Source organism: Rhodoplanes tepidamans (assembly GCF_030813915.1).
GTDB classification, from domain to species: domain Bacteria; phylum Pseudomonadota; class Alphaproteobacteria; order Rhizobiales; family Xanthobacteraceae; genus Rhodoplanes; species Rhodoplanes tepidamans.
On sequence record NZ_JAUSUJ010000005.1, the window covers coordinates 226,859 to 251,552 of the forward strand.

Here is a 24,694-nt window from a genome sequence, read left to right on the forward strand (position 1 = left end):
CCGGACACGCTGCGGCGCCCGGCGCCGGCTTGAAAACGCCGCCTTCTCCTGCGATCCTCGCAGTTCCAATCGGCCGCGCACGGCGCGGCGCGCGTCGGACCGCCGCGGGCGGGCCGGCGCTTTCGGCTTTCGGAGCGGACCTCGATCATGATGCAGCGGATGTTGGGCGCCCTCGCCGCTTTCGCCCTCCTGGTCGCGGTCGAGGCGGCCGTGATGCTGACGCTCGGTGCCGCCTCGCCGGCGGCGGCGCAGCTGTTCGACGACCGCTTCCCGTTCCAGAACCCGTTCGCCAATCCGTACCGGCGGCAGCAGCAGCAGCAGCAGTTCTGGAACCCGTTCGCGCCGCCGCCAGAGCAGCGCCCGGCGGCGCCGCCGCCCGACTTCTCACGGGCGCCGCCGCCCAAGAAGCCCGAGCAGGCGCCGACCACCAACGTGCTGGTGTTCGGCGACTCGATGGCCGACTGGCTCGCCTACGGGCTCGAGGTGTCGTTCACCGAATCGCCCGAAATGGGCGTCATCCGCAAGCACCGGACCCATTCGGGACTGATCCGGCAGGAGGTGCGCAGCGACCCGCGCGGCGAGCATCCCGACTGGCCGAAGGCCATCCAGGAGACGCTGGCGACCGAGACGCCCGACTTCATCGTGATGATGGTCGGCCTCAACGACCGCCGGCCGATCCGCGAGCCGCGCGCCGCCCGCGCCGCGGTCGGCCGCACCGGCCAGCCGGGCCAGCCGCCCGCCGGCGACGACGCGACCGACACCCAGGCCCAGACCGGCCCCGGTGCCTCGCACGAGTTCCGCTCCGAGCGCTGGTCCGAGCTCTACATCCGGCGCATCGACGAGACCATCGCGGCCCTCAAGAGCAAGGGCGTGCCGGTGTTCTGGGTCGGCCTGCCGCCGGTGCGCGGCAGCCGCTCGATGGCGGATTTCGGCTACCTCAACGACCTCTACCGCAGCCGCGCCGACAAGGGCGGCATCGTCTATGTCGACGTCTGGGACGGCTTCGTCGACGAGTCCGGCCGGTACGCCACCCAGGGGCCGGACGTCGAGGGCCAGATCCGCCGACTGCGCGCCGGCGACGGCGTGCACTTCACCCAGGCCGGCGCCCGCAAGCTCGCCCACTTCGTCGAGCGCGAGCTGCAGCGCTGGATGACGGCCCGCGGCACCCCTGTGGCGCTGCCGGTCGAGGAGCCCGCCAAGGGGCCGGAGCCGGAGCAGCCGGCGGCCGACGCCCCCGGCACGCCGGCGCGGCCGGCCGGCACGGCCCGACCGCTCTCCGGGCCGGTCATCACCCTGTCGATGGTGCCGATCGCCACCGAGAGCGACGAGCAGCTCGCCGGCGGACCGCGGCAGACCAAGACGGCGGCGCTCGATGCGGTCGCCGCGAAGGTTCTCGAGAAGGGCGAGGCGATGCCGAGCCCGGCCGGCCGGGCCGACGATTTCGCCTGGCCACGGCGCGAGCCGGCGGCCGTCGGGGCCGACCCGGTGGTCGCCTACACGACCCTGCCGATGACGCCGATGAAGCAGGAGCGGCAGATGGTGGCCGAAGCGCCCGCCGCGGCACCGGCGGCGGCGCCCGGACCGGCCCGGCCGGCCGCGCCGTCGACGCCGCGCGTCGCCCGCGCGCCGCAGCCGCAACCCCAGCAGCAGCAGGTGTTCGGCTGGTTCGGCCAGCCCTATCGGCAGCCGCAGTACCAGCAGCAGCCGCAGTACCGCCAGGCGCCGCAGCGCCCGACCTTCTTCCCGTTCCTGTTCGGCGGGGGACGCTAGCGGGGAGCGAGCCGTCCGCGCCCGCTCAGGTCGCCGGCAGCTCCGGTACCGGCGCGTCGGGCGGCAGCGCGATCACCACCAGCACCTCGGCCTTCGCGCGGCCGAGGCTGCGCACCTCGTGCCTGATCTCGCCGGGGAAATAGAGGCAGTCGCCGCGCTCCATCACGAGCTCCTCGGCCCCGAGCTTCACGGCGATCCGTCCGGCGACCACGTAGAGGATCTCCTCGCCGCCGTGGGCCCAGCGCGGTCCCGACCTGGCGACCGGCCCGGCCGCCGGCGTCATCAGGAACGGCTCCATCATCTTGCGCGAGCGGCCGGGGGCCAGCGGCACCAGGCCGAAGGTGCCGTCGGGCTGCGGCAGGCGGGCATCGCCGGCGCGGTGCAGCGTATAGCTGGACGGCGCCGGCGCGGCATCGGGATCGAACAGCTGGGCGATGTTGACGCCGAGCGCCTCGGCGAGCCGCAGCAGCGCCGAGATCGACGGCGTCTTCAGGCCACGCTCGACCAGCGAGAGATAGCCGCGGGTCAGCCCGCTCTGGCCGGCCAGCCGGTCGAGCGTCAGCGCGCGCGCCAGCCGCAGCTCGCGCAGGTTCGGACCCAGCCGATCGACCTTGCCGACATCCAGCACGGCACGCTCCCGGGCGGGCGCCGCACGCCCGCATCCCCTCCCGCGTATCAGGACACGGCGCTGGTTCCAAGCGGCCGGTCATGTTTCCAGTGGAAAACAGCGCCCGGGATGCGGAAATGTGCGGCGTCGGGCCGCCGCCGCGTAGGCAGGATCGCGCTTATCAGTGCATTTCTCGGTCAGATCCGCGTCTCCTGCCTCGCGAACGAGCAACACTGGATCGTGCCGCGGAAATCGGCGATTGATTTCTTTTAGTAAACTTGTTTGCATCTGCGAGCCGGTCGCGACTGCACCCCCGTGCAGCCTCTCAAAGGATGCATCAGCCATGACCGCTGATCCCGCCCGCCATCCTCCCGTCCGGGGCCTCGCCTCGGGTGCACCTCCCGCGCCGCGCCGGCCGAGACCCGCCGCGGCCGCCGGCGCTTCGACCGGCTGACGGCCGGCACCGCCGGCACCCGCCCGCTCCGCATCGCCACGCACGAACGACCCCGCCCGGACGCAGACGCCGGGCGGGACGGGGAGCCGCACGCCCGCCCGAGCCCGGTCCACCACGAGGAGCCCGACCATGTCCGTCGCCGACCAAGCCGCCACCGACCAGCTGGTGATCCCCGCCCCCGAGACCTCGTCCGACATGCGCCGAATCGTCTGGTCCTCGGTGATCGGCACCGCGGTCGAGTGGTACGACTTCCTGATCTACGCGGTGGCGACCGCGCTGGTGTTCAACAAGCTGTTCTTCCCGGCCACCGACCCGGGCATCGCCACCATCGCGGCGTTCGGCACCTACGGGGTCGGCTTCCTGGCGCGGCCGCTCGGCGCCGCCGTGTTCGGGCATTTCGGCGACCAGGTCGGCCGCAAGGCGATGCTCGCCATCACGATCATCATCATGGGGCTCGGCACCTTCGCGATCGGCCTGCTGCCGACCTACGAACAGATCGGCGTCGCCGCGCCGGCGCTCCTGGTGATGCTGCGCTTCGTCCAGGGCATCGGCCTGGGCGGCGAATGGGGCGGCGCCGTGCTGATGGCCGTCGAGAACGCTCCGGCGCATCGTCGCGGCCTCTACGGCAGCCTGGTGCAGGTTGGGAACCCGGTCGGCAACCTCGCCGCGCTCGCCATCTTCGCGGTGGTCTCCCAGCTGCCGGAAAGCGAGTTCATGGCGTGGGGCTGGCGCATCCCGTTCCTGCTCTCGATCCTGCTGATCGGCGTCGGCCTGTTCATCCGGCTGCGGCTCGAGGAGACCCCGGCGTTCCGCGCCGTCCAGGCGAAGAGCGACGTGTCGCGCCGGCCCGTCACCGAAGTGCTGACCCGGCACCGCAAGGCCTTCCTCACCGCGGTCGGCCTGAAGATCGCCGAGATCTCCTACGCCTCGATCGCCGGCGTGTTCGTCATCTCCTACGCCACCCAGACGCTCGGCATGCCGCGCGCGACCGTGCTCAACGGCGTGATGGCGTCGTCCTTCATCGCGCTGTTCACCATCCCGCTGTTCGGCTGGCTGTCCGACATCGTCGGCCGCAAGGCGATGTTCTACGCGAGCTGCCTGTTCTGCATGGGCTTCGCCTTCCCGATGTTCGCCCTGCTCGACACCCGCGACCCGCTGATCGTCACGCTCACCGTGGTGGTGGCGATCTCGTTCGGCCAGATGGTGATGTTCGGCATCGGTGCGCCGTTCTACTCCGAGCTGTTCGCCGCGCGCCTGCGCTACAGCGGTGCCTCGCTCGGCTTCCAGATCGGCGCGGCGCTGTCCGGCGGGCTGACGCCGTTCGTCGCCGCAGCCCTGATGGCGTGGAGCGGCGGGCAGACCTGGCCGATCTCGCTCTACCTGATCGCCTGCGGCCTGATCACCACCGTCGCGACCTTCGCGGCCCCCGAGACGGCCCGCAAGGAGCTGACCTGATCCGCCGGCCGGACCGGCCGCCGCCGGTCCGGCCTCTCTCCCGTGTCACTCATCGACGAGGCCCGCATGCTCGCCACCGTTCTCGACGCCCCGGCCGAAGGTTCTGTCGCCACGGCCTTCACGGGCGTGGTCCGCTTCCTCCACATCACCCCGCGCGCCTTCCTGCCGATGCGGTCGGTCCCCGAGATCACGCTGGTGCCCGGCAAGGGCATCGAGGGCGACCGCTACATGATCGGCCGCGAGGAGGGATTCTACTCCGACCGTCCCGAGGACGGCCGGCAGATCACCCTGTTCGAGATCGAGACGCTCGTCGCGCTGAAGCGCGACGCCGGCATCGCGCTCGGCCCGCACGAGCACCGGCGCAACGTGACGGTCGAGGGCGTTCCGCTCAACCATCTGGTCGGACGCCGCTTCCGGCTCGGCGCCACGCTCCTGGAGGCGACGCGCCTGTCGGTGCCGTGCCGGCACATCGAGGAGATCACCGGCAAGGCGATCTTCGACCCGCTAATCAACCGCTCCGGCCTCAACTGCCGCATCCTCGAGGGCGGCATCGTGCGGGTCGGCGACCTGGTGCGGAACGCCTGATGGCCCGCACGATCCGCACCGTGGTGGCCGCGGCCGCGCCGGCCGGCCCGGCGACGCGGCGGCTGGTGCTGACGGATCCGGACGGCTGGGAGCTGCCGTCGTTCCGGCCCGGCGCCCATGTCGACCTGCACCTGCCGGGCGGCCTGGTGCGGACCTATTCGCTCGTCAACGACCCGGCGGAATCCGACCGCTTCGTGATCGCCGTGAAGCGCGAGCCGGACGGCCGCGGCGGCTCGATCCTGCTGCACGACGCGGTCACCGAAGGCGACGAGATCGGTGTCTCGCTGCCGCGGGGCGGGCTGCCGCTGTGCGGACGTCACCAGACCTTCGTGGCCGGCGGCATCGGCGTGACTCCGTTCCTCTCGGCGGCCCGCGCCCTGCTCCGCGAGGGTCGGCGCGACTTCGTCCTGCACGTCGTGTCGCGCGGCACGCCGCCGCTCGCCGACGAGATCGCGCCCCTGGTCGAGGAGGGCTGCGCCGTCCTGCACGACACCCGGGCGGCGGCCCGTCCGGCGATCGCCGACCTTCTGGGGCCGCAGCATCCCGACCGCCGGCTGCACTGCTGCGGGCCGCTGTCGCTGATCGCCGACTTCGAGACGGCGACCGCCGACTGGCCGGACGATCGCGTCCATGTGGAGCGCTTCGTGCCGCCGCCCGTCACGGTGCCGCCGGAGGCGTGCGCCTACACGCTGGTGCTGGCCCGTTCGGGGCGCGAGATCGCGGTGCCGCTCGGCGTCGGCATGGCCGAGGCGTTGGAGCGCCACGGCGTCCGTGTCCCGTGCTCGTGCGGCGGCGGCATCTGCGGCACCTGCCGGATCGACTGGCTGGAGGGCACGCCGCTGCACCGCGACCGCGCGCTGCAGCCGGCCGAGCGCGAGCACGCGCTGCTCGCCTGCGTGGCGCTGTCGGCCGGCCCGCGGCTGGTGGTGGATCTGTGAGAGGCCGGTGGCCCGATCAGGACGCTGTCATTCCGGGTTCGCGGGCCTGGCCCGCGCCCCGGAATGACAAGGCCCTCAGCGCGGCAGGGCGGAGACGCCCATCAGGAACTCGTCGACGGCGCGGGCGGCCTGACGGCCTTCGCGGATCGCCCACACGACCAGGGACTGGCCGCGGCGCATGTCGCCGGCCGTGAACACCTTGTCGACGGAGGTGCGGTAGCCCTCGGTGTCGGCCTTGACGTTGCCGCGCGGATCGAGCGCCACGCCGAGCTCGGCCAGCATGCCCTCCTTGACCGGGTGCACGAAGCCCATGGCCAGCAGGACGAGGTCGGCCTCGAGCTCGAACTGCGAGCCCGGAACCGGCTTCATCTTGTCGTCCACCCGGACACAGTGGAGCGTCTTCACCCGGCCGTTCTCGCCCGAGAACTTCTCGGTCAGCACCGAGAACTCGCGGGTCGCGCCCTCGTGGTGGCTGGACGAGGTGCGCAGCTTCAGCGGCCAGTTCGGCCAGGTCATCAGCTTGTCGGCCTTCTCGGGCGGCATCGGCAGGATCTCGAGCTGGACGATCGAGGCCGCACCCTGGCGCGCCGAGGTGCCGATGCAGTCCGAGCCGGTGTCGCCGCCGCCGATCACCACGACCTTCTTGCCGGTGGCGAGGATCGGCGTGGCGTCGAACGACTCCTCGCTCACCCGCCGGTTCTGCTGCGGCAGGAACTCCATGGCGAAGTGGACGCCGTCGAGCTCGCGACCCGGAATCGGCAGGTCGCGCGGCTTCTCGGACCCGCCGGCCAGCACCACGGCGTCGAAGCCGTCGACGAGCTCCTTGGCCTTCACGGTCACGCCGACATGGGCGCCGTAATGGAAGGTGACGCCCTCGGTCTCCATCTGCGAGACGCGGCGGTCGATCAGGTGCTTCTCCAGCTTGAAGTCCGGGATGCCGTAACGCAGCAGACCGCCGGCCTTGGCGAACTTCTCGAAGACGTGCACCTCGTGGCCGGCGCGGGCGAGCTGCTGGGCGGCGGCGAGGCCGGCCGGGCCGGAGCCGACCACGGCGACCTTGCGGCCGGTCCGCTTCGCCGGCACGTCGGGCTTCAGCCAGCCGTTCTCGAACGCCTTGTCGGCGATCGCGCACTCGATCGTCTTGATGGTGACCGGGTTGTCCTCGAGGTTCAGCGTGCAGGCTTCCTCGCACGGCGCCGGGCAGACGCGCCCGGTGAACTCGGGGAAATTGTTGGTCGAATGGAGGTTCTGCGCGGCCGTTCGCCAGTCGTCCAGATAGACGAGGTCGTTCCAGTCCGGGATCTGGTTGTTCACCGGACAGCCGGTGTGGCAGTAGGGGATGCCGCAGTTCATGCAGCGCGCCGCCTGCTGCTTCAGCTCGCCCTCCGGCAGCGGAAGCACGAACTCACGATAGTGACGCAGGCGCTCCTCGACCGGCGCGTACTTGCGGTCGGTGCGCTCGAACTCCAGGAAACCCGTGACCTTACCCATCGTCTAAGTCCTCGCCGTCGACCCGATCCACGGAGGGCCGGCCGTGCTGCATCCAGTCTCGCCGCACCGAACGTCCACGTGGGTTCGGGGCGTCGTCATGGCCGGGCTCGTCCCGGCCATCCACGTCTTCGCCGCAGCTTCGCTGGAAGGGCGTGGATGCCCGCGACGAGCGCGGGCATGACGGGTTTGTTCGTCTGCGGATCGCGAGTCGCGCGACCCGTCGTCACTCCGCCGCCTGCATGGCGGCCTCCTGCTCCTTGGCGAGCTCGGCGAGCGCGCGCTTGTACTCGAGCGGCATCACCTTGCGGAACTTGGGCAGGTAGTCGGCCCAGTTGTCGAGGATCTGCTGGGCCCGGCGCGAACCGGCGAAGCGGGCGTGCCGGGTGATCAGCAGGCGCAGCCGCTCGGCGTCGTACCGCGTCATGTCGCGCAGCACCTCGACCCGGCCGGCCGTCTCCAGATCCTTGGCCTGGTGATAGACCGCGGCGTTGACGGCCTCCTCCTCGGGGATCGGCTGCAGCTCGACCATCGCCATGTTGCAGCGGCTCTGGAAGGTGCCGTCCTCGTCGAGCACGTAGGCGATGCCGCCCGACATGCCGGCCGCGAAGTTGCGCCCGGTCCTGCCGAGCACGACGACGACGCCGCCCGTCATGTACTCGCAGCAGTGATCGCCGGCGCCCTCGACGACCGCCGTGGCACCGGAGTTACGCACCGCGAAGCGCTCGCCGGCGACGCCGCGGAAGTAGCACTCTCCCGCGATGGCGCCGTACATCACGGTGTTTCCGACGATGATCGACTCCTCCGGCACGATGCCGGAGTCGGTCGCCGGCCGCACGATGATGCGGCCACCCGACAGGCCCTTGCCGACATAATCGTTGCCGTCGCCCTCGAGCTCCATGGTCACGCCGTGGGCGAGCCAGGCGCCGAAGCTCTGCCCGGCGGTGCCGACCAGACGGACATGGATGGTGTCGTCCGGCAGGCCGGCATGGCCGTAGCGCTTCGCCACCTCGCCCGACAGCATGGCGCCGGCCGAGCGGTCGGTGTTGTGGATCTCGGTGACGATGCGCACCGGAGCGCCGCGGTCGAGCGCCGGCTGCGCCTGGGCGATGAGCTTGCGGTCGAGCACCTTGTCGAGGCCGTGGTCCTGGTTCTCGACCTTGCGGATGTGCACGCTCTCCGGCGCCATCGGCTTCATGAACAGGCGCGAGAAGTCGAGCCCCTTGGCCTTCCAGTGCTCGACCAGGCGGCGCTGGTCCAGCATCTGCATCTGGCCGATCATGTCCTCGAAGCGCCGGTAGCCCATTTCGGCCATCAGCTCCCGCACCTCTTCGGCGACGAAGAAGAAGTAGTTGATGACGTGCTCGGGCGTGCCCTTGAAGCGGGCGCGCAGCACCGGGTCCTGGGTCGCCACGCCGACCGGGCAGGTGTTGAGATGGCACTTGCGCATCATGATGCAGCCGGCCGCGATCAGCGGCGCGGTGGCGAAGCCGAACTCGTCGGCCCCGAGCAGCGCGCCGACGATCACGTCGCGGCCCGAGCGCAGGCCGCCGTCGACCTGCACGGCGATGCGGCCGCGCAGCCGGTTGGCCACCAGCGTCTGGTGGGTCTCGGCGAGGCCGATCTCCCACGGCGAGCCGGCGTGCTTGATGGCGGTGAGCGGCGAGGCGCCGGTGCCGCCTTCGAAGCCCGAGATCGTCACGTGGTCGGCCCGCGCCTTGGAGACGCCGGCAGCGACGGTGCCGACTCCGACCTCGGAGACGAGCTTCACCGAGACGTCGCCCTGCGGATTGACGTTCTTCAGGTCGAAGATCAGCTGCGCCAGATCCTCGATCGAGTAGATGTCGTGGTGCGGCGGCGGCGAGATCAGGCCGACGCCGGGCGTCGAGTGGCGGACCCGGGCGATCGTCTTGTCGACCTTGTGGCCGGGAAGCTGGCCGCCCTCGCCGGGCTTCGCCCCCTGCGCCATCTTGATCTGCATGACATCGGAGTTGACCAGGTACTCGGTGGTCACGCCGAAGCGGCCCGACGCCACCTGCTTGATGGCCGAGCGCATCGAGTCGCCGTTCGGAAGCGGCTTGAAGCGGTCCGCCTCCTCGCCGCCCTCGCCGGTGTTCGACTTGCCGCCGATCCGGTTCATGGCGACGGCGAGCGTGGTGTGCGCCTCGCGCGAGATCGAGCCGAACGACATGGCGCCGGTGGCGAAGCGCCTGACGATCGCCGCCGCCGGTTCGACCTCGTCGAGCGGCACCTTGGTGCGTCCGTCCTCCTCGGCCGAGCGGATGCGGAACAGGCCCCGGATGGTGAGGAGCCGCTCCGACTGCTCGTTGATCATCGCCGCGAAGGCGCGGTAGCGCTCCTGCGAGTTGCCGCGCACGGCGTGCTGGAGGGCCGCGACGGTCGCGGCCGTCCACACGTGCTCCTCGCCGCGGGTGCGGTAGGCGTACTCGCCGCCGACGTCCAGGGCGTTGCGGTAGACCGGGGCGTCGCCGAAGGCGTCGCGATGGCGCCGCACCGTCTCCTCGGCGATCTCCTCGATGTCGACGCCCTCGATGCGGGTCGCCGTGCCGGTGAAGTAGGCGTGCACGAAGTCCGACTTGAGGCCCACCGCGTCGAAGATCTGGGCGCCGCAGTACGACTGGTAGGTGGAGATGCCCATCTTGGACATCACCTTCAGCACGCCCTTGTTGATCGACTTGATGTAGCGCTTCACGATCTCCTTCTCGGACAGCTTGTTCGGCAGCTCGTCCTTCATGGCGAGCAGCGTCTCGAAGGCCAGATAGGGATTGATCGCTTCGGCACCGTAGCCGGCGAGGCAGCAGAAGTGGTGGATCTCGCGCGGCTCGCCCGACTCGACCACGAGGCCGACCGAGGTGCGCAGGCCGCGGCGGATCAGGTGATGATGCACGGCCGCGCAGGCGAGCAGCGACGGGATCGGGATCCGGTCGGACGAGACGGCCCGGTCGGACAGGATGATGATGGTGATGCCGTCGCGCACCGCCTGCTCGGCCCGGCTGCACAGCTCGGCGATCGCCGGCCGCAGGCCGTCGGCGCCGTGCGCCGCCGCCCAGGTGGTGTCGAGCGTGACCGAGCGGAACTCCGACCCGTCGAGGTCGGCGATCGACCGGATCTTCTCCAGGTCCTCGTTGGTGAGGATCGGCTGGCGCACCTCCAGCCGCTTGGTCCGCGACAGGCCTTCGAGATCGAACAGGTTCGGCCGCGGCCCGATGATGGACACGAGGCTCATGACGAGCTCCTCGCGGATCGGGTCGATCGGCGGGTTCGTCACCTGGGCGAAGTTCTGCTTGAAGTAGGTGAACAGGAGCTTCGACTTCGACGACAGCGCCGAGATCGGCGTGTCGTTGCCCATCGACCCGACCGGCTCCTCGCCGGTGGCGCCCATCGGCGCCATCAGGATGCGGACGTCCTCCTGGCTGTAGCCGAACGCCTGCTGGCGGTCGAGCAGCGGCAGGTTGGAGGCGGCCGAACCGCTCTTCGCCGGCGGCAGATCCTCGAGCACCAGCTGGGTGCGGGTCAGCCACTCGTGATAGGGATGCTTGTGCGACAGCGACGCCTTGATCTCGTCGTCCGGGATCAGCCGGCCGGCCTCGAGATCGACCAGCAGCATCTTGCCCGGCTGCAGGCGCCACTTGACGACGATGTCCTTCTCCGGGATCGGCAGCACGCCCATCTCGGAGGCCATCAGGATGCGGTCGTCACGGGTGACGATGTAGCGGGCCGGCCGCAGGCCGTTGCGGTCGAGCGTCGCGCCGATGCGGCGGCCGTCCGTGAAGGCGATGGCGGCGGGGCCGTCCCACGGCTCCATGAGGGCGGCGTTGTACTCGTAGAAGGCGCGCCGGTGCTCGTCCATCAGCGGGTTGCCGGCCCACGCCTCCGGAATCATCATCATCACGGCGTGCGGCAGCGAGTAGCCGCCCTGCACCAGGAACTCGAGCGCGTTGTCGAAGCAGGCGGTGTCAGACTGGCCCTCGTAGGAGATCGGCCACAGCCGCTCGATGTCGTCGCCGAACAGCTCCGAGCGCGCCGAGGCCTGCCGGGCCGCCATCCAGTTGACGTTGCCGCGCAGCGTGTTGATCTCGCCGTTGTGGGCGATGAAGCGATACGGATGCGCCAGCGACCAGGTCGGGAACGTGTTGGTCGAGAAGCGCTGGTGCACCAGGGCGAGCGCGCTCTCGAAGTCGGGATCATGCAGATCCGGATAGTAGGCGCCGAGCTGGTCGGCCAGGAACATGCCCTTGTAGATCACGGTGCGGCACGAGAACGACACCGGATAGTACATGGCGGTGTTGCGGCCGCGCTTCTCGTAGAGCATGCCCGAGATGGTCTTGCGCAGGATGTAGAGCCGCCGCTCGAACGTGTCCTCGTCCAGCCTGCGGGTGCCCTGGCCGATGAAGATCTGCCGGTGGAACGGCTCGGTCGGCTTTACCGACTCGCCGAGCGTCGCGTTGTCGGTCGGCACGTCGCGCCAGCCGAGCACCGCCATGCCCTCGCGGGCGGCCTGCGCCCGGACGAGCTCCATGATCTCCTCGCGGCGCTCCTCGTCGTGCGGCAGGAACACTTGCGCCACCGCGTACTTGCCGGGCTCCGGCAGCGCGAAGCCGAGCTCCGCCGCCTTCCTGGCGAAGAACTTGTGCGGGATCTGGACCAGGATGCCGGCGCCGTCGCCGGCGCGCGGATCGGCTCCGACGGCGCCGCGATGCTCGAGGTTGCACAGGATCGCCAGCGCATCGGCGACGATCTTGTGGGACCGGCGCCCCTTGATGTCGGCGATGAAGCCGACGCCGCAGGAGTCTTTCTCCAGGGCCGGATCGTAGAGGCCACGCGCCAGCGCGGCCGCGGGCAGCGTCGTCGCCGCATCCGCCGCCTGCCGGGTAGCCTGCTGGTCCTCGAAACGCGAGCCGGACCTGATCGCGGTCATGTGCAAATCCCCTTCGCTCGCCCGTCCCGGTGCGCGTCCGTTTACCAAACGAACGCCGCCGACGCGGGCGCGCCCGTCGCGCCGCCGCACCCCTCGGTGCTGCGACGCCAACGGGCTCGTTGTCACCGGCCGGAGATGCGGCCGGTCGACGCCATGTGGCACCCCCCGGCTTGTGCGCGACCGTGGTCCTCGCGACCGCAGTCGTCGCGACCGTAGTCCTGATGCGCCGGATCGACAGCGACCCGGACCGGAGCCGTCAGTACCAATTCTGTAAACTGGGACAGCAATGCTGTCCTAAATAACAATGCCAAACTCTTGCCATGCATTCAAGGCACCGAGTTTCAGATTCGAGGACTTTGCCCGAATTTCATTGCGCAGACCAGAGCCGCGCCGTCGCGCCCTGCACCGAAGTACCGACCGGGCGGGGCTTTTTTCGACTCGTCCCGACCGCCCTCCCGCGCGGCAGGCGCGCCCCAGCCCTGCCCGATTCAGGGGGCTCCATGGCCCCGAGGGGAGAGGCTGATGGATACAAGAGCGACAATGGGCTGTCGACGGCACGCCAGAAGGGTGGGCGCCGCCCTGCTCGGCTGGCGGCTGGTTCGGGATCTCGGCCGCGGCCTCGCCTGGGGGATCGGCGCCGCGACGCTCGCCGGTGCGAGCCCGGCCGCGGCCCTCTCGGCCCGGGTCGACGCGCTGCCGGGCGAGCCGGCGGCCCCCCGGGCCGCCCCGGCGCCTCGCCCGGCCGCCAAGCCGGTGCCGCCGCCGCGGCGGCCGATCCCGCCCTGGTTCTTCGGCCGCGACGCCGAGCCGCGCCTGGTGCCGCCGCGCAGCATTCCGGGCCGCGCCGGCCGGCCCGCCGAGCGGACGCCGACGCCGCGCACCAAGCCGGCGGAGACCGGCCCCGGCGGCGACACCACCGCCTCGACCCGGCCGAAGCCCAAAATGCCGCCGCGCGCCCCGGGCGCCGTCGACGTGCCGGTGGCACCGCTCGACTGAGGGCGGCGCCGCCGGCCAGCCTGCGACGCCAGCCTGCGACGCCGCCAAAAAAGAAAGCGCCCCGGACGGGGCGCTCTCAGTTTCGCGATCAGGCGTGCTCTCGGGCGCGCTCCTCGCGGGCCGATCGGGCCGGCCACGTGCCGGCCCGGTCCGGATTCAGGACGCGGCCCCTTACGCCGCCTTGGCGTCGATCACCTTGCCGGCCGGCTCGGGCGCCGTGCCGATGGCGATCTGGCGCGGCTTCATCTTCTCGGGGATCTCGCGGACGAGATCGATGTGCAGGAGCCCGTTCTCGAGCGAGGCGCCGCGCACCTCGACGAAGTCGGCGAGCTGGAAGACGCGCTCGAAGGCACGGGCCGCGATGCCCTGGTAGAGCACCTCGCCCTTCTTCCCTTCGGGCTTCGGCGCCTGCTTGTCGCCGCGCACCGTCAGGGTGTTCTCCTTCGCCTCGATGGCGATGTCCGCGGCCGCGAAGCCGGCGACGGCGAGCGTGATGCGATAGGCGTTCTCGCCGGTCCGCTCGATATTGTAGGGCGGGTAGCTCGAGCCCTGACCGTCATAGCCGGCCACCTGGTCGAGCATCGAGAACAGCCGGTCGAAGCCGACGGTCGAGCGGTACAGGGGGGTGAGATCGAAAGTCGTGCGCATAGCATATCCTCCAACGAGCGATGAGCTGTCGCGAAACGGTCCGCCGCAACGGCCGGACCCGTTCGAGCACCGCCTGATGGCCGGTGCCGATGGTGATATGGGAGGCGCCCCGCGGCCTTCAAGACCCCCGACCGCGACGGACCGGCACCCCCGCGTCGACGCCGCGGGCGGCGGTTGAGCCCGCTGTCCGGCCTGCTATAAGCGGCTGTCGGCCGTCCGGCCTCTCGCGACGAAAGCCCCTGCGGTGCAGCTCGTTTCCATCCCGGCCAATCCGGCGCCCGCCGGCGCCACCGTCGGCGCCATGGAGACCCCGGACGGCGTGACGCTGCGCTTCGCCCGCTTCGCGCCGCCGCCCGGCCGCAAAGGCACGGTGTGCCTGTTCCAGGGCCGCGCCGAGTTCATCGAGAAGTATTTCGAGGTGGTGCAGGATCTGCGTGACCGCGGCTTCGCGGTGGCGACCATCGACTTCCGCGGCCAGGGGCTGTCGCAGCGCAACGTGCGCGACCGCCGCAAGGGCCACGCGCGCCGCTTCTCCGACTACCTGATCGACCTCGAGACCTTCGTGAAGCAGGTCGTGCTGCCCGACTGCCCGCCGCCCTTCTACGCCCTCGGCCAGGGCATGGGGGCGACCGTGCTGATCGAGTCGGCGGCGCGCGGGCACCGCTGGTTCGACCGCATGGTGCTGAGCTCGCCGATGATCGGCCTGACCCGGCGGCCGCTGTTCGGCGCCGGCACCTCGGTCGCCAGGGCGCTGCGGCTGGTCGGCCTCGGCCGGCTCGCGGTGCCGGGCGGCAGCAGCCGGGCGGTCGCGGCCGAGCCGTTCCCCGACAATCCGCTGACCTCCGATCCGATCCGCTACGCCCGCACGGCGGCCGTGATCGAGGCCGAGCCGACCCTCGCGGTCGCGGCCCCGACGGTCGCCTGGGCCGACGCCGCCTTCCGTACCATGGCGGCGATGCAGCGGCCGCAGTATCCGGCGCGGCTGCGCCAGCCGATGCTGCTGATCGCCGGCGGCGGCGACACGCTGGTCTCGACCGCCGCGATCGAGCAGTTCGGCACCAGCCTGCGGGCCGGCTCCCACCTCGTCGTCCCGGGCGCCCGGCACGACCTGATGATGGAGCAGGACCAGCTCCGCAAGCTCTTCTGGGCCGCCTTCGACGCCTTCGTCCCCGGCACGCCGCTGTACGGGTGAGGTGCCGGCCCCCGGAGCCGAACACCGAGGCGCTGGTCGGCTGCGTTCCCTCCCCCCTCCCTGTTCCCCACAAGGGGGGAGAGAGCAGGCCGAATCTCGCGGCGCCGCGATGACTTGACCGATCCGTCAGATCACCCGGCCCGCAGCGCCATCAGGGCGGCGGCGTGGACGCGCTTGTCGCCGGCGGCGACGATGCGGCCCCCCTTCTCGGCCGGGGCGCCTTCCCAGGTGGTCACGATGCCGCCGGCCCCGGTGATGATCGGGATCAGCGCGGCGACGTCGTGCGGCTTCAGCTCGGTCTCGACGACGAGGTCGATGTGGCCGGCCGCGAGCATGCAGTAGGCATAGCAGTCGCCGCCGTAGCGCGACAGCCGCACCTTCTCCTCGACCTTGCCGAAGGCGGCGCGGTCGGCCGTGTTCATCAGGCGCGGGCTGGTGGTGAACAGCACCGCGCGGTCGAGGCTCTCGCACGGCCGCACCATCAGGTCGCGCGCGGCCCGCGGGCCGCGGTAGCGCGCCGCCTGGCCGTCGCCCGAGAAGCGCTCGCCGAAATAGGGCTGGTGCATCATGCCGAACACCGGCGTGCCCTTGCGGGTGAGCGCGATGAGCGTGCCCCAGGCCGGCATGCCGGAGATGAACGACTTCGTCCCGTCGATCGGGTCGAGCACCCAGACATACTCGGCCTCCGGCCGGTCGGGGCCGAACTCCTCGCCGACGATGCCGTGGCTGGGAAAGGTGTCGCGGATCATCGCCCGCATGGCGAGCTCGGCCGCCCGGTCGGCGGCCGTGACCGGATCGAACGCCCCGCCCGTGTTCTTGTCGTCGACCGTGAGCGAGGTGCGGAAGAACGGCAGGATGGCCTCTCCCGAGACCGTCGCCAGGCGGTCGATGAACGCCGAGAAATCGATTGCCGTCATGATGGCCCCTCGCCCCGGCGGGGCACTCCCGCGGCCTGCGGTGGAAATGAATGGATGCCGGTCGCACCGCCCGCCGCGGCGGCCCCGGTCTCCCGGCCCGCCTCGGCGCCCGGCCGGTACCGGCGGACCCCCGATGGCCTATAAGAGGTCGGGGCGCCGGGCAACCCGGCCGTTGGTCTCGGCGACGGTGCGCCCTGCTCTTGCGTCGCCGCGGCGCCGCGTGCGACCACGGCGGCGGGCCGCAGGAGCTGCCGCCCGCCGGGGCTTCGCATGACCGAACAGACCTCCCGTCCGGCCGCCGCGGCCGGCGGCCGGACCATCGTCGGCGGCGGCACCGCCGCCGTGGCGGCGCTCGTCGCCACGCTGGGCGCCACCTATGTGGTGAGCCAGTTCCTGCGCAACGGCATCGCCGTGCTGGCGCCGACCCTGTCGGCGGAGCTCGGCCTGTCGGCCTCCGACCTGGCGCTGGTGTCGAGCGTCTTCTTCTTCGTCTTCGTCGCCATGCAGATCCCGCTCGGGGTGGCGATCGACCGCTTCGGCCCGAAGCGCATCATGCTGGTCTTCGCCGTGCTGGTGGTCGGCAGCACGCTCCTGTTCGCCGCCGCCACCGATGCCGCCGAGGTGTTCGCCGCGCGCGCCCTGATGGGCATCGGCACCTCGTGCTACCTCATGGCGCCGCTCGCCTATTACGCCCGCAGCTTCCCGCCGGAGCGGTTCGCGACCCTGGCCGGCCTGCAGCTCGGGGTCGGCACCCTCGGCTCGCTGCTGGCGACCGCGCCGCTGGCGCTCGCCGCCGCCGCGGTCGGCTGGCGCACCGCCTTCGCGGCGACCGCGGTGCTGATGGGGCTCGTCGGCCTTCTGGTCGCGGTGCTGATGCGCGAGCCGGCGGCCGAGCCGGAGGCGCGGCACGAGACCCTGGCGGAGGGGCTGCGCGGCGTCGCCGAGGCGTGGCGGCAGCCGGACGCGCCGCGGCTCTTCGTGATGAACCTGACCGCCTATGCCAGCTATGCGCTGGTGGTAGGGCTGTGGGGCGGTCCCTACCTCACCCACGCCTACGGCCACGACCTCACCGCGCGCGGCGCCCTTCTGTTCGTCCCGGCCCTGACCCAGGCGGCCGGCATGATCGTCTGGGGGGCGGCCGACCGGGTGTTCGGCGGCTACCGGATTCCCACCCTCCTGGGCGCGACCGCGACCGCGCTCCTCCTCCTGCTGCTCGCGGTGGCCGGCACGCTGCCCCCGGCGGGCCTCTGGGCGTGGCTCGCAGCCTTCGGATTCTGCTCGGCTTTTCTGCCCGTCGTGATCGCCCATGGGCGGGCCCTGTTCCCCCGCCGGCTGGTCGGCCGCGGCATGACCCTGATGAACATGGGCACCATGGGGGGCGGCTTTCTGTCGCAGCTCCTCGGCGGACTACTCATCAACCAGTTCGCGGCGCCCGGCGGAGTCTATCCGGTTGACGCGTATCGCGCGGTTTTCTTTGCACAATTTGTGTTCTGCGTGCTCGGTATGCTGGTTTATCGGGCAGTCCGCGACCCCCTCCGTTAGTCTATGACCGTCCGGCAACTCTCCCCGAGGAACCCGTCCGACGCGGACCGGGTATGCCCGGCTCGGCTTGCAATTGGTGCGATGCGATGACATATTTCGGCGGTGCGGTAGCGCGATGACTCGTGTTACCGCCGCCCTCCTTGGGCGTTTCCTCCCTAGACTTGGGCCGCTGGCACGCGCTGGCGGCCTCTTTTTTTGTGGCTACACTTGGGCAGCCGCCGACAATGCTTGGACGGCGGTCCGAAGAATGACCACAAGACGTCTTTCCCGTTATGATTGATTAACCCTGGATGCTCGCACCGTCACGGACAATTATGACGGGCAATGCTCGCATTTATAAGTCTGTCACAAAGATGAACGCTGCGGTCGTCGGCATGCGTCGTCGTGCGACGCCTCGCCGTCCTCGTCCTCGTCGTCCTCGCCGCGTGTTCGTCGTGTCCTCGCCGTCCGTCACTCGGCGGCGGCGCGGCACGGCCTGAGGTCGTCGAGCGGCAGCGCGGCCAGCCGGTCGACCACCAGGGCGATGTCGGCGGCGATCCGCTCGAAGCCGGCGGCGCGGAGCTGGCGCCGCTCGTCCATGTAGAGGGCGCGGTTGATCTCGAACTGCAGGACGTGGATGCCGGTGGCCGGGCTGCCGTAGTGCTCGGTGATGAAGCCGCCGGCATAGGGCTTGTTGCGGCCCACCACGTAGCCGAGGTCGCGCAGCGCGGTCTCCACCGTCTCGGAGACGATCGGCACGCAGCTGGTGCCGTAGCGATCGCCCAGCACCACGTCGGCGCGCGGGCGCTCGTCCCGCGGCCCGGCGCTCGACGGCATCGAGTGGCAGTCGACCAGCAGGGCGACCCCGAAGTCGCGGTGGGTGCGGCCGAGCAGGCGACGCAGCGTCCGGTGGTAGGGCTTGTAGAGCGTCTCGATCCGCCACAGCGCATCGTCGACCGGCAGGCGCCGGTCGTAGATCTCCTGCGCGTCGCCGACCACCCGGGCGACCGTGCCGAGCCCGCCGGCGACCCGCATCGAGCGGGTGTTGGCGTAGGAGGGCAGCCGGCCGTCGAACATCCGCGGGTCGAGCTCGTAGGGCTCGCGGTTCACGTCGACGTAGCAGCGCGGGAAGAACGCCCGCATCAGCGGGAAGCCGCGCGCCACCACCCCGGCGAACAGCTCGTCGACGAAGGTGTCCTCCGACCGCCGCAGGGTGGCGAGGTCGAGCCGCGTCACCTCCAGGAAGCGCTGCGGGTAGATCGCGCCGCTGTGCGGCGAGTTGAACACCAGCGGGCCGGACGCGGTCGCGGGCTCCAGGACGTCGAACGGCGGGTCGAGCTCGTCTGGCGAATCGGTCGTGCGCGAATCGGTCATGCGGCTCCGGCGACCAGGACGCTGGTGCGAACGAGTCCCGGACGGACCGCCGTGGCGCGATGATCCGGGACGAAGGGGGGTGGGGCGCGGGCGGCCCCGTGGCCCGGGCGGCGCGTCGATCGAGTCGCCCGGAACGGGTCATTGTCCATGATGTGACAGTCCATGCCAAGATCGACCGTCGATCGCACCGCGCTTCACTTCGTATTTACCAGGACTCGCGCTTATGGAATGTTGAACAAGGGACCGGGGACGGCCGGGGCGGATGCCTTCGGCGCGCAGGTGAACAGCCGGGTACGGGGTATGTCGAGGATTCTGCTGGCCGAAGACGACAACGACATGCGGCGTTTTCTGGTGAAGGCGCTGCAGAACGCGGGCTACGAGGTCACCTCGTACGACAACGGCCTGTCGGCCTACCACCGGCTGCGCGAGGAGCCGTTCCAGCTCCTCCTCACCGACATCGTGATGCCCGAGATGGACGGCATCGAGCTGGCCCGCCGGGCGTCCGAGCTCGACCCCGACATCAAGATCATGTTCATCACCGGCTTCGCGGCCGTCGCGCTCAACCCGGATTCGGCCGCCCCGAAGCACGCCAAGGTGCTGTCGAAGCCGTTCCACCTGCGCGAGCTGGTGACCGAGGTCCAGAAGATGCTGACCGCGGCCTGAGGGCCGAGGCCAAGCGCACAGGGCCGCGGGCCGGTTTTCGACCGGGACGCCGCGAAGCGTCTTGCCCCGGCCCGGGCGAGCCGATATAGGAACCGTCACCTCGGCGCCAGCGGCGCCGAATCCGGGCCCGACGGTCCCGGAGCGGGAGCAGCTCCTTCGGGAGCCGGTCTCCCGACGACCGTCACCGACGACAGCCGTCACCGACGGCGGGCGCGTAGCTCAGCGGAAGAGCACTACCTTGACATGGTAGGGGTCACAGGTTCGATCCCTGTCGCGCCCACCACTTTCTCCCGGACATCGATGGCGTGAGCGGATCCGCTGGATCGCGGCATCGCGGCGGCCTCCTGCCGAGGCGCGGACCGGGGCCCGACGAGCCGTACGGGACCGATGCAGACTCCGGCCGCTTTTTCACTGCCGGGTTGCCCGACTGCGCGACGCCCGGCGCCTCCCCTCGGCGATCGCGTTGGCGACGATGCCGCAGGACCGAGGGCTTATACCCACCGCCTCCCGCTCTGACTCGCACCGTCACCATGAGGCGCCCGGCACCCGGTCCGCACTTCGCGCGGCCCGAGTGTAAACTCCGCCGGGCCTCGAAGGATGCGGCCACCCAAGTCGGCGTCGCCGACTTGGGCGTCGAGCCATATTCCGGTCCGGGTCGATGCGGGTGAGGTGCAGAACCGTCAGACGCCGACCCTCGCGACGGTTGCCCGGCTGACCCCGTAGCTGTCGCCGAGGTCGCGGGTCTTTTCCCCGTCCGCCAAGCGCTGGCGGATTTCCGCGACCTGCTTGGCGTTGAGCTTCGGCTTTCGCCCCATCTTCACGCCACGCTCGTGGGCCACCTGGCGGCCCTCGTGGGTGCGTTTGACGATCCGCTGGCGCTCATCCTCTGCCACAGCCGAGAAAAGCGCCATGAAGCCCTGCCCCATCGGCGTGCTGAGGTCGATGCAGGATCGATCCAGCACGCGAATGACTGCCTTGCTCTCGATCACCCGTTTGATGATCTGCAGGCCGTCCCACATCGAGCGGGTCGCGCGATCCCACTCCGCGATCACGAACTCGTCGCCCTCGTCGAGCTGGGTCAACGCGGCCTCAAGGTCCGGCCGTCCGGCCACGGTCTTGCCGCTCGCCTTGTCGGAGAAAACCAAGTCGCAGCCATACCATTTGAGCGCACGCAACTGCCGCTCCAGGTCCTGGCGAAGGGTACTGACCGGGCGTATCCAATGCAGCAAGTTTTTGGGCCTCGTTTATGCACAACCTTACCCACTGATGAATCGGCGGCAACTACGCTGTGCATAATTCTTGAATTATGCGCCACCCACTGCACTGCAGTGCTAAGGGGGGTCTCACTAACGATGTTTTGCGAAGCGGCCGGTTATTGCAGAGGGTGAGAAAACATGCACTGCGAAATCGAGTTTCTTGCAGTTGGTGAAGCCTCCAGGGCCGGCGACGCTATTGTCCTCCGCTACGGCTACGATCATAACTACGAGCTGATGCTGGTCGATGGCGGTCACGCCGAAACCGGCGACCAAATCGTTGAGCACCTTCGACAGCAATTTGGGCCCAATCCGATCCTCCAGCACGTCGTTCTCACTCACTCAGACGCGGACCATGCTTCGGGTCTTAGAACCGTCCTATCAGAGTTGACTGTTCGAAACTTGTGGCTTCACATTCCCTGGGCTCACGCGGACTTGGACCTGTTTTCAGATAAACGGTTTACATTTGAGGGACTTCAAAAAAAGATCGAGGCCGAGTACGAGATCATCTCCGAAATTCTCGAATTGGCGCGGACAGCCGGGTGCAATATTCAACCAGCTTTTCAGGGCGCAGATATCGGCCCCTTTAAAGTTCTTTCGCCGAAAGAGAACACTTACCGATACTTAGTGCCGCAGTTCGATAGAACACCTGATCCCGATCAAGCTGTGATCGAAGCAGCCAACATGTGGATTGGTAAGGAATCTGTCTATAAGAAGCTCATCGAGATGGCAAAGGCGGCGGCCAAGAGCTGGATTAAAGAGTCTTGGACAGAAGAGCGACTTCGTGACGGGGGAATCACGAGCGCCAGCAATGAATCGAGTGTCGTGCTGTACGGGGCGTTTGAGAATGAACTCAGAGTACTCCTGACGGGTGATGCAGGTGTAAACGCCCTCTGGTGGGCAGCGAACTATGCTGCCCAAATTGGCCTGCCTCTCCAACAGTTCACGTTTGTTCAAATTCCGCATCACGGAAGCCGCCGTAATGTTGGCCCATCGGTGTTGGACAACTTGATCGGGCCCGCAGTGCCGGAAGGAACGGCAGCGCATTTTCAAGCGTATGTCTCAGCCCCTGCCGACGATGACAAGCATCCGCGTCGGATTGTTCTAAATGCTTTTAAGAGGCGAGGCGGGCGGATCATCGCGACGCAAGGCGTGAACAAGGTGCATTGGGGCGGCTTTTCACCTCGCCCTGGGTACACAGCTTGTGCCGACCTGCCGTTCTATACCGAGGTTGAGGAATATACGTGAAAGCGGCAGCTACGGTTCTCAAAGATCAAAATCGCTGGCCCCTCTGGCTAGTATTTGGTGCCAATATCCTCTTGTTTTACGGCGTAGCCCAATTTGGGGTGCTTTCGGGAGACGGCTTCAAGGTAGCCCTGCACGACGCACCCCACCTGTTCCCTGTAAGCCTTGCATTAGTCATCACAACCATCGCCAACGGGCTACTTAGCTCGGGGATGAAGGCGTGCATTGTTTTCTTGAAGTGGAAACACGCGCTGCCGGGTCATCGGGCGTTCAGCGTCCACGCAGGCACCGACCCCCGCATCGACGTTTCTCAGCTGCTGACGCTGCTCGGTGGGAAGTTTCCCGCCACTCCTGACGATGAGAATCGGGTCTGGTACAGGTTCTTAAAGGAGACAGAAAAAGACCCGTCGGTGTCGAGCGCACATCGGGATTTCCTGTTCGCGCGGGACTATGCAGCCTTGGCGGCGCTTATGCTTTTGGTGTTTGGCGCCTCGTCGTATTTTCTCGTCGAGACGATCAAGACAGCTCTGATATACAACGCGTTGCTGCTCGCGCAATTCATCGTTGTGCGTCACGTCGCGGCGACCTACGCAAAGCGCTTCGTCTGTAATGTGCTGGCCTGTAAGGCGGCGTCACAGCCCGACTCTCAAAAGCAGCGTAAGAAAAATGCTTAGCTTGAAGTGGCGACGTGATGCACTGCCCTGAAGGGCTGTGAACCTCTACTTTTTCCCGCCGCTACCCTGATTAGGTGGGCTCGACGGAACTCCTTGCCCCGTGGTCGGCTGATTGCCCCCGTTTGGCTTCGCCGGCCACGATTGAGAGATCGGTTGGGGCTGATACCCCTTGTCGAAGGGGACCGGTGAGGGCCGTTGTGTTGGCGGCAGCGACTTGTCCTTGTTCACTGTTCTCTTCCTTTCTGTAAGGCCAAAACTCGATCGTTCGGATCTCCCCGCCCGCGATCAACACGCTGTTTTCACGCGGACTCCACTGCTCATTCTCATCAATATCGTATACTCGCTCGATGTATAGGTCTCTCTCCTTTGGGTCTGTGGAAAAGAAGGAGTTTGTCCCGCAGAAGCCGCCGAACCGGGTGCCGTCTTTAAGGACGACCAAGACCCAGGACTCCCGCATGGTGCTGCTCTTCCAGTCCCATGCAGTCGGCATTACGTGAACCGGATTGAGGCGGCACCACCTCAAGAAGCGCCGTAAGAGACCTAGTTGTGCATTAACCCCTAGGAGGGCGCCAAAGGCCGCAGGTCCGACGAGAACGAGCAAGAACCAGGCGATTATCCTGCCTCGGCCGGTCTCTGGAAGCGTGAGGATGTATTCGACAACAGGCAACGCAAGCGCATAGTAGATAATCGACAGCGTGAAATAAGATAACATGGCTTCGGAATGCGACGGTGCACGCCCGGTCGTAAATTGAATGCGTATAAACGAAGCGATTAGCCCAGGCACAATAAAGGCGAGGACCAAATACAACGAATCAAGAGACTTCAAGTCTGGCATATGCTGCGCATCCGGCTGCAGGTCATAAGCAGTCACACTCCCGCGTCATGGTTTGAAACTGGCGAGGGTCGCGTCAACCCCTGGAACGCTGAATGCCCTGGAAATCGGTTGAGAACTGCCCTCCGTAGCGCTGGGTCGCGCGGCCCGTTTGTTATCTTGCGCGAGGGATCGAAGCCCGGAGGGCGGAGACGCATCGCGGCTCCGTTCACGAGAGCCCGGCCCGAAGGGGCGCGCCCATCCAACCGCGAAATCTGCCCGCTTAGTGGGCTGAATAATATACCGATTTCACAACACGCCTTACTCTCCCCCCGCCTCGCCGCATGATGCGTCGCGGCATGGGAAAGGATGACGTGCGCTTACTTCCGCTCGCCCTCGTGCTGATCGGGGCAGTTGGCTCGGCCCGGGCCGACTGCACCAATCCCCCCGGCCAAGCCGGGTTCGTGCGCTACGCCGCCAACGTCTCCATGATGGTGTTCTGCGACGGCACCAACTGGGTCAGCATGTCGGGCGGCACCAACGTCACCGTCGGCGGCAACGTCAACAACCCCGGCGGGGCCGATATATATGAGGCGGGGGAGACCGTGGTGGCCACGTCCGCCGCCATCAGAATCCGTGGAAGAGCATGTCGAGCGCGCCGGTGATCTCGTCGGCGCGACCGGCGAGGGTCTCGATCCGCCGCTTCAGGATCGCGATCGGGACCGCCGCCAGGAACTGGGTCATCATCACGTGCCGCCGGCCGCTCAGATCGAACACCGGGTTGAGCCGCCCGGCCGGCAACGGCGCCTCGTCGGCCGGGATCAGCGGAACGACGATCGTGGTGTTCAGTCCGCCGAGCAGATCGGACTGAACCACCAGCAGATGCCCGCGGCCGTCCGGATCGGCGAAGACGTCGTGCTGTTTCGTCAGAACTGCCGGTATGTTTCGAGCGGCAGTCCGTTCGCCTCCACCCAGGCGTTCGCGCTGCGGATCGCGGCGTCGTTGTCCTCACGCCAGCGCGCCGCCTTCGCCTCGGCCACGGCGCGACGCAATCCGGCTTCCAGCGTCTGCGACAGGTCGATGTTCAACGCCTCGGCCTCGTCCAGGAGGACCGCGTCGACGGACAGATTGACGGACCGCTTCATGACTGAAGTTCCGACGCAC

General features: G+C 68.8%; 21 protein-coding genes and 1 tRNA gene. 12 read left to right on the top strand and 10 right to left on the bottom strand.

Going from position 1 to position 24,694, the window contains the following annotated elements:
- Positions 1 to 147: 147 nt before the first annotated feature.
- On the top strand, positions 148 to 1,770 hold the full coding sequence (locus J2S22_RS08485; protein WP_272776489.1) for an SGNH/GDSL hydrolase family protein: 1,623 nt from the start codon (positions 148 to 150) through the stop codon (positions 1,768 to 1,770).
- Positions 1,771 to 1,795: 25 nt separating this feature from the next.
- On the opposite strand, the gene J2S22_RS08490 is transcribed toward J2S22_RS08485, so the two are convergent.
- The gene (locus tag J2S22_RS08490) at positions 1,796 to 2,398 is read right to left on the bottom strand and encodes a helix-turn-helix domain-containing protein (protein WP_272776488.1); all 603 of its coding nucleotides are present in this window, start codon (positions 2,396 to 2,398) and stop codon (positions 1,796 to 1,798) included.
- Between the two features lie 562 nt (positions 2,399 to 2,960).
- Here J2S22_RS08490 and J2S22_RS08495 point away from each other — a divergent pair.
- From J2S22_RS08495 to J2S22_RS08505, 3 genes are all read left to right on the top strand, one after another.
- Positions 2,961 to 4,286: an MFS transporter gene (locus J2S22_RS08495; RefSeq protein ID WP_272776487.1), complete on the top strand. Its 1,326-nt coding sequence runs from the start codon at positions 2,961 to 2,963 to the stop codon at positions 4,284 to 4,286.
- 66 nt (positions 4,287 to 4,352) lie between these two features.
- Positions 4,353 to 4,871: an MOSC domain-containing protein gene (locus J2S22_RS08500; RefSeq protein WP_272776486.1), complete on the top strand. Its 519-nt coding sequence runs from the start codon at positions 4,353 to 4,355 to the stop codon at positions 4,869 to 4,871.
- A complete protein-coding gene (locus tag J2S22_RS08505; RefSeq protein ID WP_272776485.1) occupies positions 4,871 to 5,809 on the top strand; it encodes a PDR/VanB family oxidoreductase in 939 nt (312 codons plus the stop codon). The genes J2S22_RS08500 and J2S22_RS08505 overlap by 1 nt, the downstream gene beginning before the upstream one ends.
- 75 nt (positions 5,810 to 5,884) lie before the next feature.
- Here J2S22_RS08505 and J2S22_RS08510 read toward each other — a convergent pair whose 3' ends face one another.
- Together J2S22_RS08510 and gltB are read right to left on the bottom strand one after the other, a co-directional pair.
- On the bottom strand, positions 5,885 to 7,300 hold the full coding sequence (locus tag J2S22_RS08510) for a glutamate synthase subunit beta (RefSeq protein WP_272776484.1): 1,416 nt from the start codon (positions 7,298 to 7,300) through the stop codon (positions 5,885 to 5,887).
- A gap of 223 nt (positions 7,301 to 7,523) precedes the next feature.
- The gene (gltB, locus tag J2S22_RS08515; protein WP_272776483.1) at positions 7,524 to 12,236 is read right to left on the bottom strand and encodes a glutamate synthase large subunit; all 4,713 of its coding nucleotides are present in this window, start codon (positions 12,234 to 12,236) and stop codon (positions 7,524 to 7,526) included.
- A gap of 540 nt (positions 12,237 to 12,776) precedes the next feature.
- On the opposite strand from gltB, the gene J2S22_RS08520 reads away from it, so the two are divergent.
- The gene (locus J2S22_RS08520) at positions 12,777 to 13,232 is read left to right on the top strand and encodes a hypothetical protein (RefSeq protein ID WP_272776482.1); all 456 of its coding nucleotides are present in this window, start codon (positions 12,777 to 12,779) and stop codon (positions 13,230 to 13,232) included.
- Positions 13,233 to 13,403: 171 nt separating this feature from the next.
- On the opposite strand, the gene J2S22_RS08525 is transcribed toward J2S22_RS08520, so the two are convergent.
- Positions 13,404 to 13,880, bottom strand: coding sequence for an Hsp20 family protein (locus J2S22_RS08525; RefSeq protein ID WP_272776481.1), 477 nt, complete (start codon positions 13,878 to 13,880; stop codon positions 13,404 to 13,406).
- A 244-nt stretch (positions 13,881 to 14,124) separates the two neighbouring features.
- On the opposite strand from J2S22_RS08525, the gene J2S22_RS08530 reads away from it, so the two are divergent.
- The gene (locus J2S22_RS08530) at positions 14,125 to 15,072 is read left to right on the top strand and encodes an alpha/beta fold hydrolase (RefSeq protein ID WP_272776480.1); all 948 of its coding nucleotides are present in this window, start codon (positions 14,125 to 14,127) and stop codon (positions 15,070 to 15,072) included.
- Between the two features lie 131 nt (positions 15,073 to 15,203).
- Here the strand turns inward: J2S22_RS08530 and hisN are convergent, their stop codons facing one another.
- On the bottom strand, positions 15,204 to 15,989 hold the full coding sequence (hisN, locus tag J2S22_RS08535; RefSeq protein ID WP_272776479.1) for a histidinol-phosphatase: 786 nt from the start codon (positions 15,987 to 15,989) through the stop codon (positions 15,204 to 15,206).
- A gap of 270 nt (positions 15,990 to 16,259) precedes the next feature.
- Between hisN and J2S22_RS08540 the strand changes: the two genes are divergently transcribed.
- Positions 16,260 to 17,531, top strand: a complete 1,272-nt coding sequence (locus tag J2S22_RS08540) for an MFS transporter (RefSeq protein ID WP_272776478.1) — start codon at positions 16,260 to 16,262, stop codon at positions 17,529 to 17,531.
- Between the two features lie 450 nt (positions 17,532 to 17,981).
- Here the strand turns inward: J2S22_RS08540 and J2S22_RS08545 are convergent, their stop codons facing one another.
- Positions 17,982 to 18,884, bottom strand: a complete 903-nt coding sequence (locus tag J2S22_RS08545) for an N-formylglutamate amidohydrolase (protein ID WP_272776477.1) — start codon at positions 18,882 to 18,884, stop codon at positions 17,982 to 17,984.
- Between the two features lie 300 nt (positions 18,885 to 19,184).
- Between J2S22_RS08545 and cpdR the strand changes: the two genes are divergently transcribed.
- A complete protein-coding gene (gene cpdR, locus J2S22_RS08550; protein WP_272776476.1) occupies positions 19,185 to 19,547 on the top strand; it encodes a cell cycle two-component system response regulator CpdR in 363 nt (120 codons plus the stop codon).
- Between the two features lie 208 nt (positions 19,548 to 19,755).
- Positions 19,756 to 19,830 (top strand) — tRNA-Val (locus J2S22_RS08555).
- Between the two features lie 397 nt (positions 19,831 to 20,227).
- Here J2S22_RS08555 and J2S22_RS08560 read toward each other — a convergent pair.
- On the bottom strand, positions 20,228 to 20,776 hold the full coding sequence (locus J2S22_RS08560; RefSeq protein ID WP_272776475.1) for a recombinase family protein: 549 nt from the start codon (positions 20,774 to 20,776) through the stop codon (positions 20,228 to 20,230).
- 165 nt (positions 20,777 to 20,941) lie between these two features.
- Between J2S22_RS08560 and J2S22_RS08565 the strand changes: the two genes are divergently transcribed.
- Together J2S22_RS08565 and J2S22_RS08570 are read left to right on the top strand one after the other, a co-directional pair.
- Positions 20,942 to 22,048 (top strand): ComEC/Rec2 family competence protein, encoded by a 1,107-nt coding sequence (locus tag J2S22_RS08565; protein ID WP_272776474.1) that lies wholly within the window; start codon positions 20,942 to 20,944, stop codon positions 22,046 to 22,048.
- A complete protein-coding gene (locus J2S22_RS08570; protein WP_272776473.1) occupies positions 22,045 to 22,719 on the top strand; it encodes a hypothetical protein in 675 nt (224 codons plus the stop codon). The genes J2S22_RS08565 and J2S22_RS08570 overlap by 4 nt, the downstream gene beginning before the upstream one ends.
- A 70-nt stretch (positions 22,720 to 22,789) precedes the next feature.
- Here J2S22_RS08570 and J2S22_RS08575 read toward each other — a convergent pair whose 3' ends face one another.
- Positions 22,790 to 23,590 (bottom strand): DUF6338 family protein, encoded by an 801-nt coding sequence (locus tag J2S22_RS08575; RefSeq protein WP_272776472.1) that lies wholly within the window; start codon positions 23,588 to 23,590, stop codon positions 22,790 to 22,792.
- A 299-nt stretch (positions 23,591 to 23,889) separates the two neighbouring features.
- On the opposite strand from J2S22_RS08575, the gene J2S22_RS08580 reads away from it, so the two are divergent.
- Positions 23,890 to 24,195 (top strand): hypothetical protein, encoded by a 306-nt coding sequence (locus J2S22_RS08580; RefSeq protein ID WP_272776471.1) that lies wholly within the window; start codon positions 23,890 to 23,892, stop codon positions 24,193 to 24,195.
- Here the strand turns inward: J2S22_RS08580 and J2S22_RS08585 are convergent.
- Positions 24,158 to 24,406 carry a CcdB family protein gene (locus tag J2S22_RS08585; RefSeq protein ID WP_272776470.1) on the bottom strand — a complete coding sequence of 83 codons (249 nt, stop codon included), beginning with the start codon at positions 24,404 to 24,406 and terminating at the stop codon, positions 24,158 to 24,160. The two genes, J2S22_RS08580 and J2S22_RS08585, sit on opposite strands and share 38 nt — an antisense overlap.
- Positions 24,407 to 24,456: 50 nt before the next feature.
- Positions 24,457 to 24,675 (bottom strand): type II toxin-antitoxin system CcdA family antitoxin, encoded by a 219-nt coding sequence (locus J2S22_RS08590; protein WP_272776469.1) that lies wholly within the window; start codon positions 24,673 to 24,675, stop codon positions 24,457 to 24,459.
- Positions 24,676 to 24,694 lie beyond the last annotated feature (19 nt).

Coding starts and splice junctions, on each gene's coding strand:
- J2S22_RS08485 (WP_272776489.1), top strand. CDS start 148: ATGATGCAGCGGATGTTGGGCGCCCTCGCCGCTTTCGCCCTCCTGGTC.
- J2S22_RS08495 (WP_272776487.1), top strand. CDS start 2,961: ATGTCCGTCGCCGACCAAGCCGCCACCGACCAGCTGGTGATCCCCGCC.
- J2S22_RS08500 (WP_272776486.1), top strand. CDS start 4,353: ATGCTCGCCACCGTTCTCGACGCCCCGGCCGAAGGTTCTGTCGCCACG.
- J2S22_RS08505 (WP_272776485.1), top strand. CDS start 4,871: ATGGCCCGCACGATCCGCACCGTGGTGGCCGCGGCCGCGCCGGCCGGC.
- J2S22_RS08510 (WP_272776484.1), bottom strand. CDS start 7,300: ATGGGTAAGGTCACGGGTTTCCTGGAGTTCGAGCGCACCGACCGCAAG.
- gltB (WP_272776483.1), bottom strand. CDS start 12,236: ATGACCGCGATCAGGTCCGGCTCGCGTTTCGAGGACCAGCAGGCTACC.
- J2S22_RS08520 (WP_272776482.1), top strand. CDS start 12,777: ATGGGCTGTCGACGGCACGCCAGAAGGGTGGGCGCCGCCCTGCTCGGC.
- J2S22_RS08525 (WP_272776481.1), bottom strand. CDS start 13,880: ATGCGCACGACTTTCGATCTCACCCCCCTGTACCGCTCGACCGTCGGC.
- hisN (WP_272776479.1), bottom strand. CDS start 15,989: ATGACGGCAATCGATTTCTCGGCGTTCATCGACCGCCTGGCGACGGTC.
- J2S22_RS08540 (WP_272776478.1), top strand. CDS start 16,260: ATGACCGAACAGACCTCCCGTCCGGCCGCCGCGGCCGGCGGCCGGACC.
- J2S22_RS08545 (WP_272776477.1), bottom strand. CDS start 18,884: ATGACCGATTCGCGCACGACCGATTCGCCAGACGAGCTCGACCCGCCG.
- cpdR (WP_272776476.1), top strand. CDS start 19,185: ATGTCGAGGATTCTGCTGGCCGAAGACGACAACGACATGCGGCGTTTT.
- J2S22_RS08565 (WP_272776474.1), top strand. CDS start 20,942: ATGCACTGCGAAATCGAGTTTCTTGCAGTTGGTGAAGCCTCCAGGGCC.
- J2S22_RS08580 (WP_272776471.1), top strand. CDS start 23,890: ATGGGAAAGGATGACGTGCGCTTACTTCCGCTCGCCCTCGTGCTGATC.
- J2S22_RS08590 (WP_272776469.1), bottom strand. CDS start 24,675: ATGAAGCGGTCCGTCAATCTGTCCGTCGACGCGGTCCTCCTGGACGAG.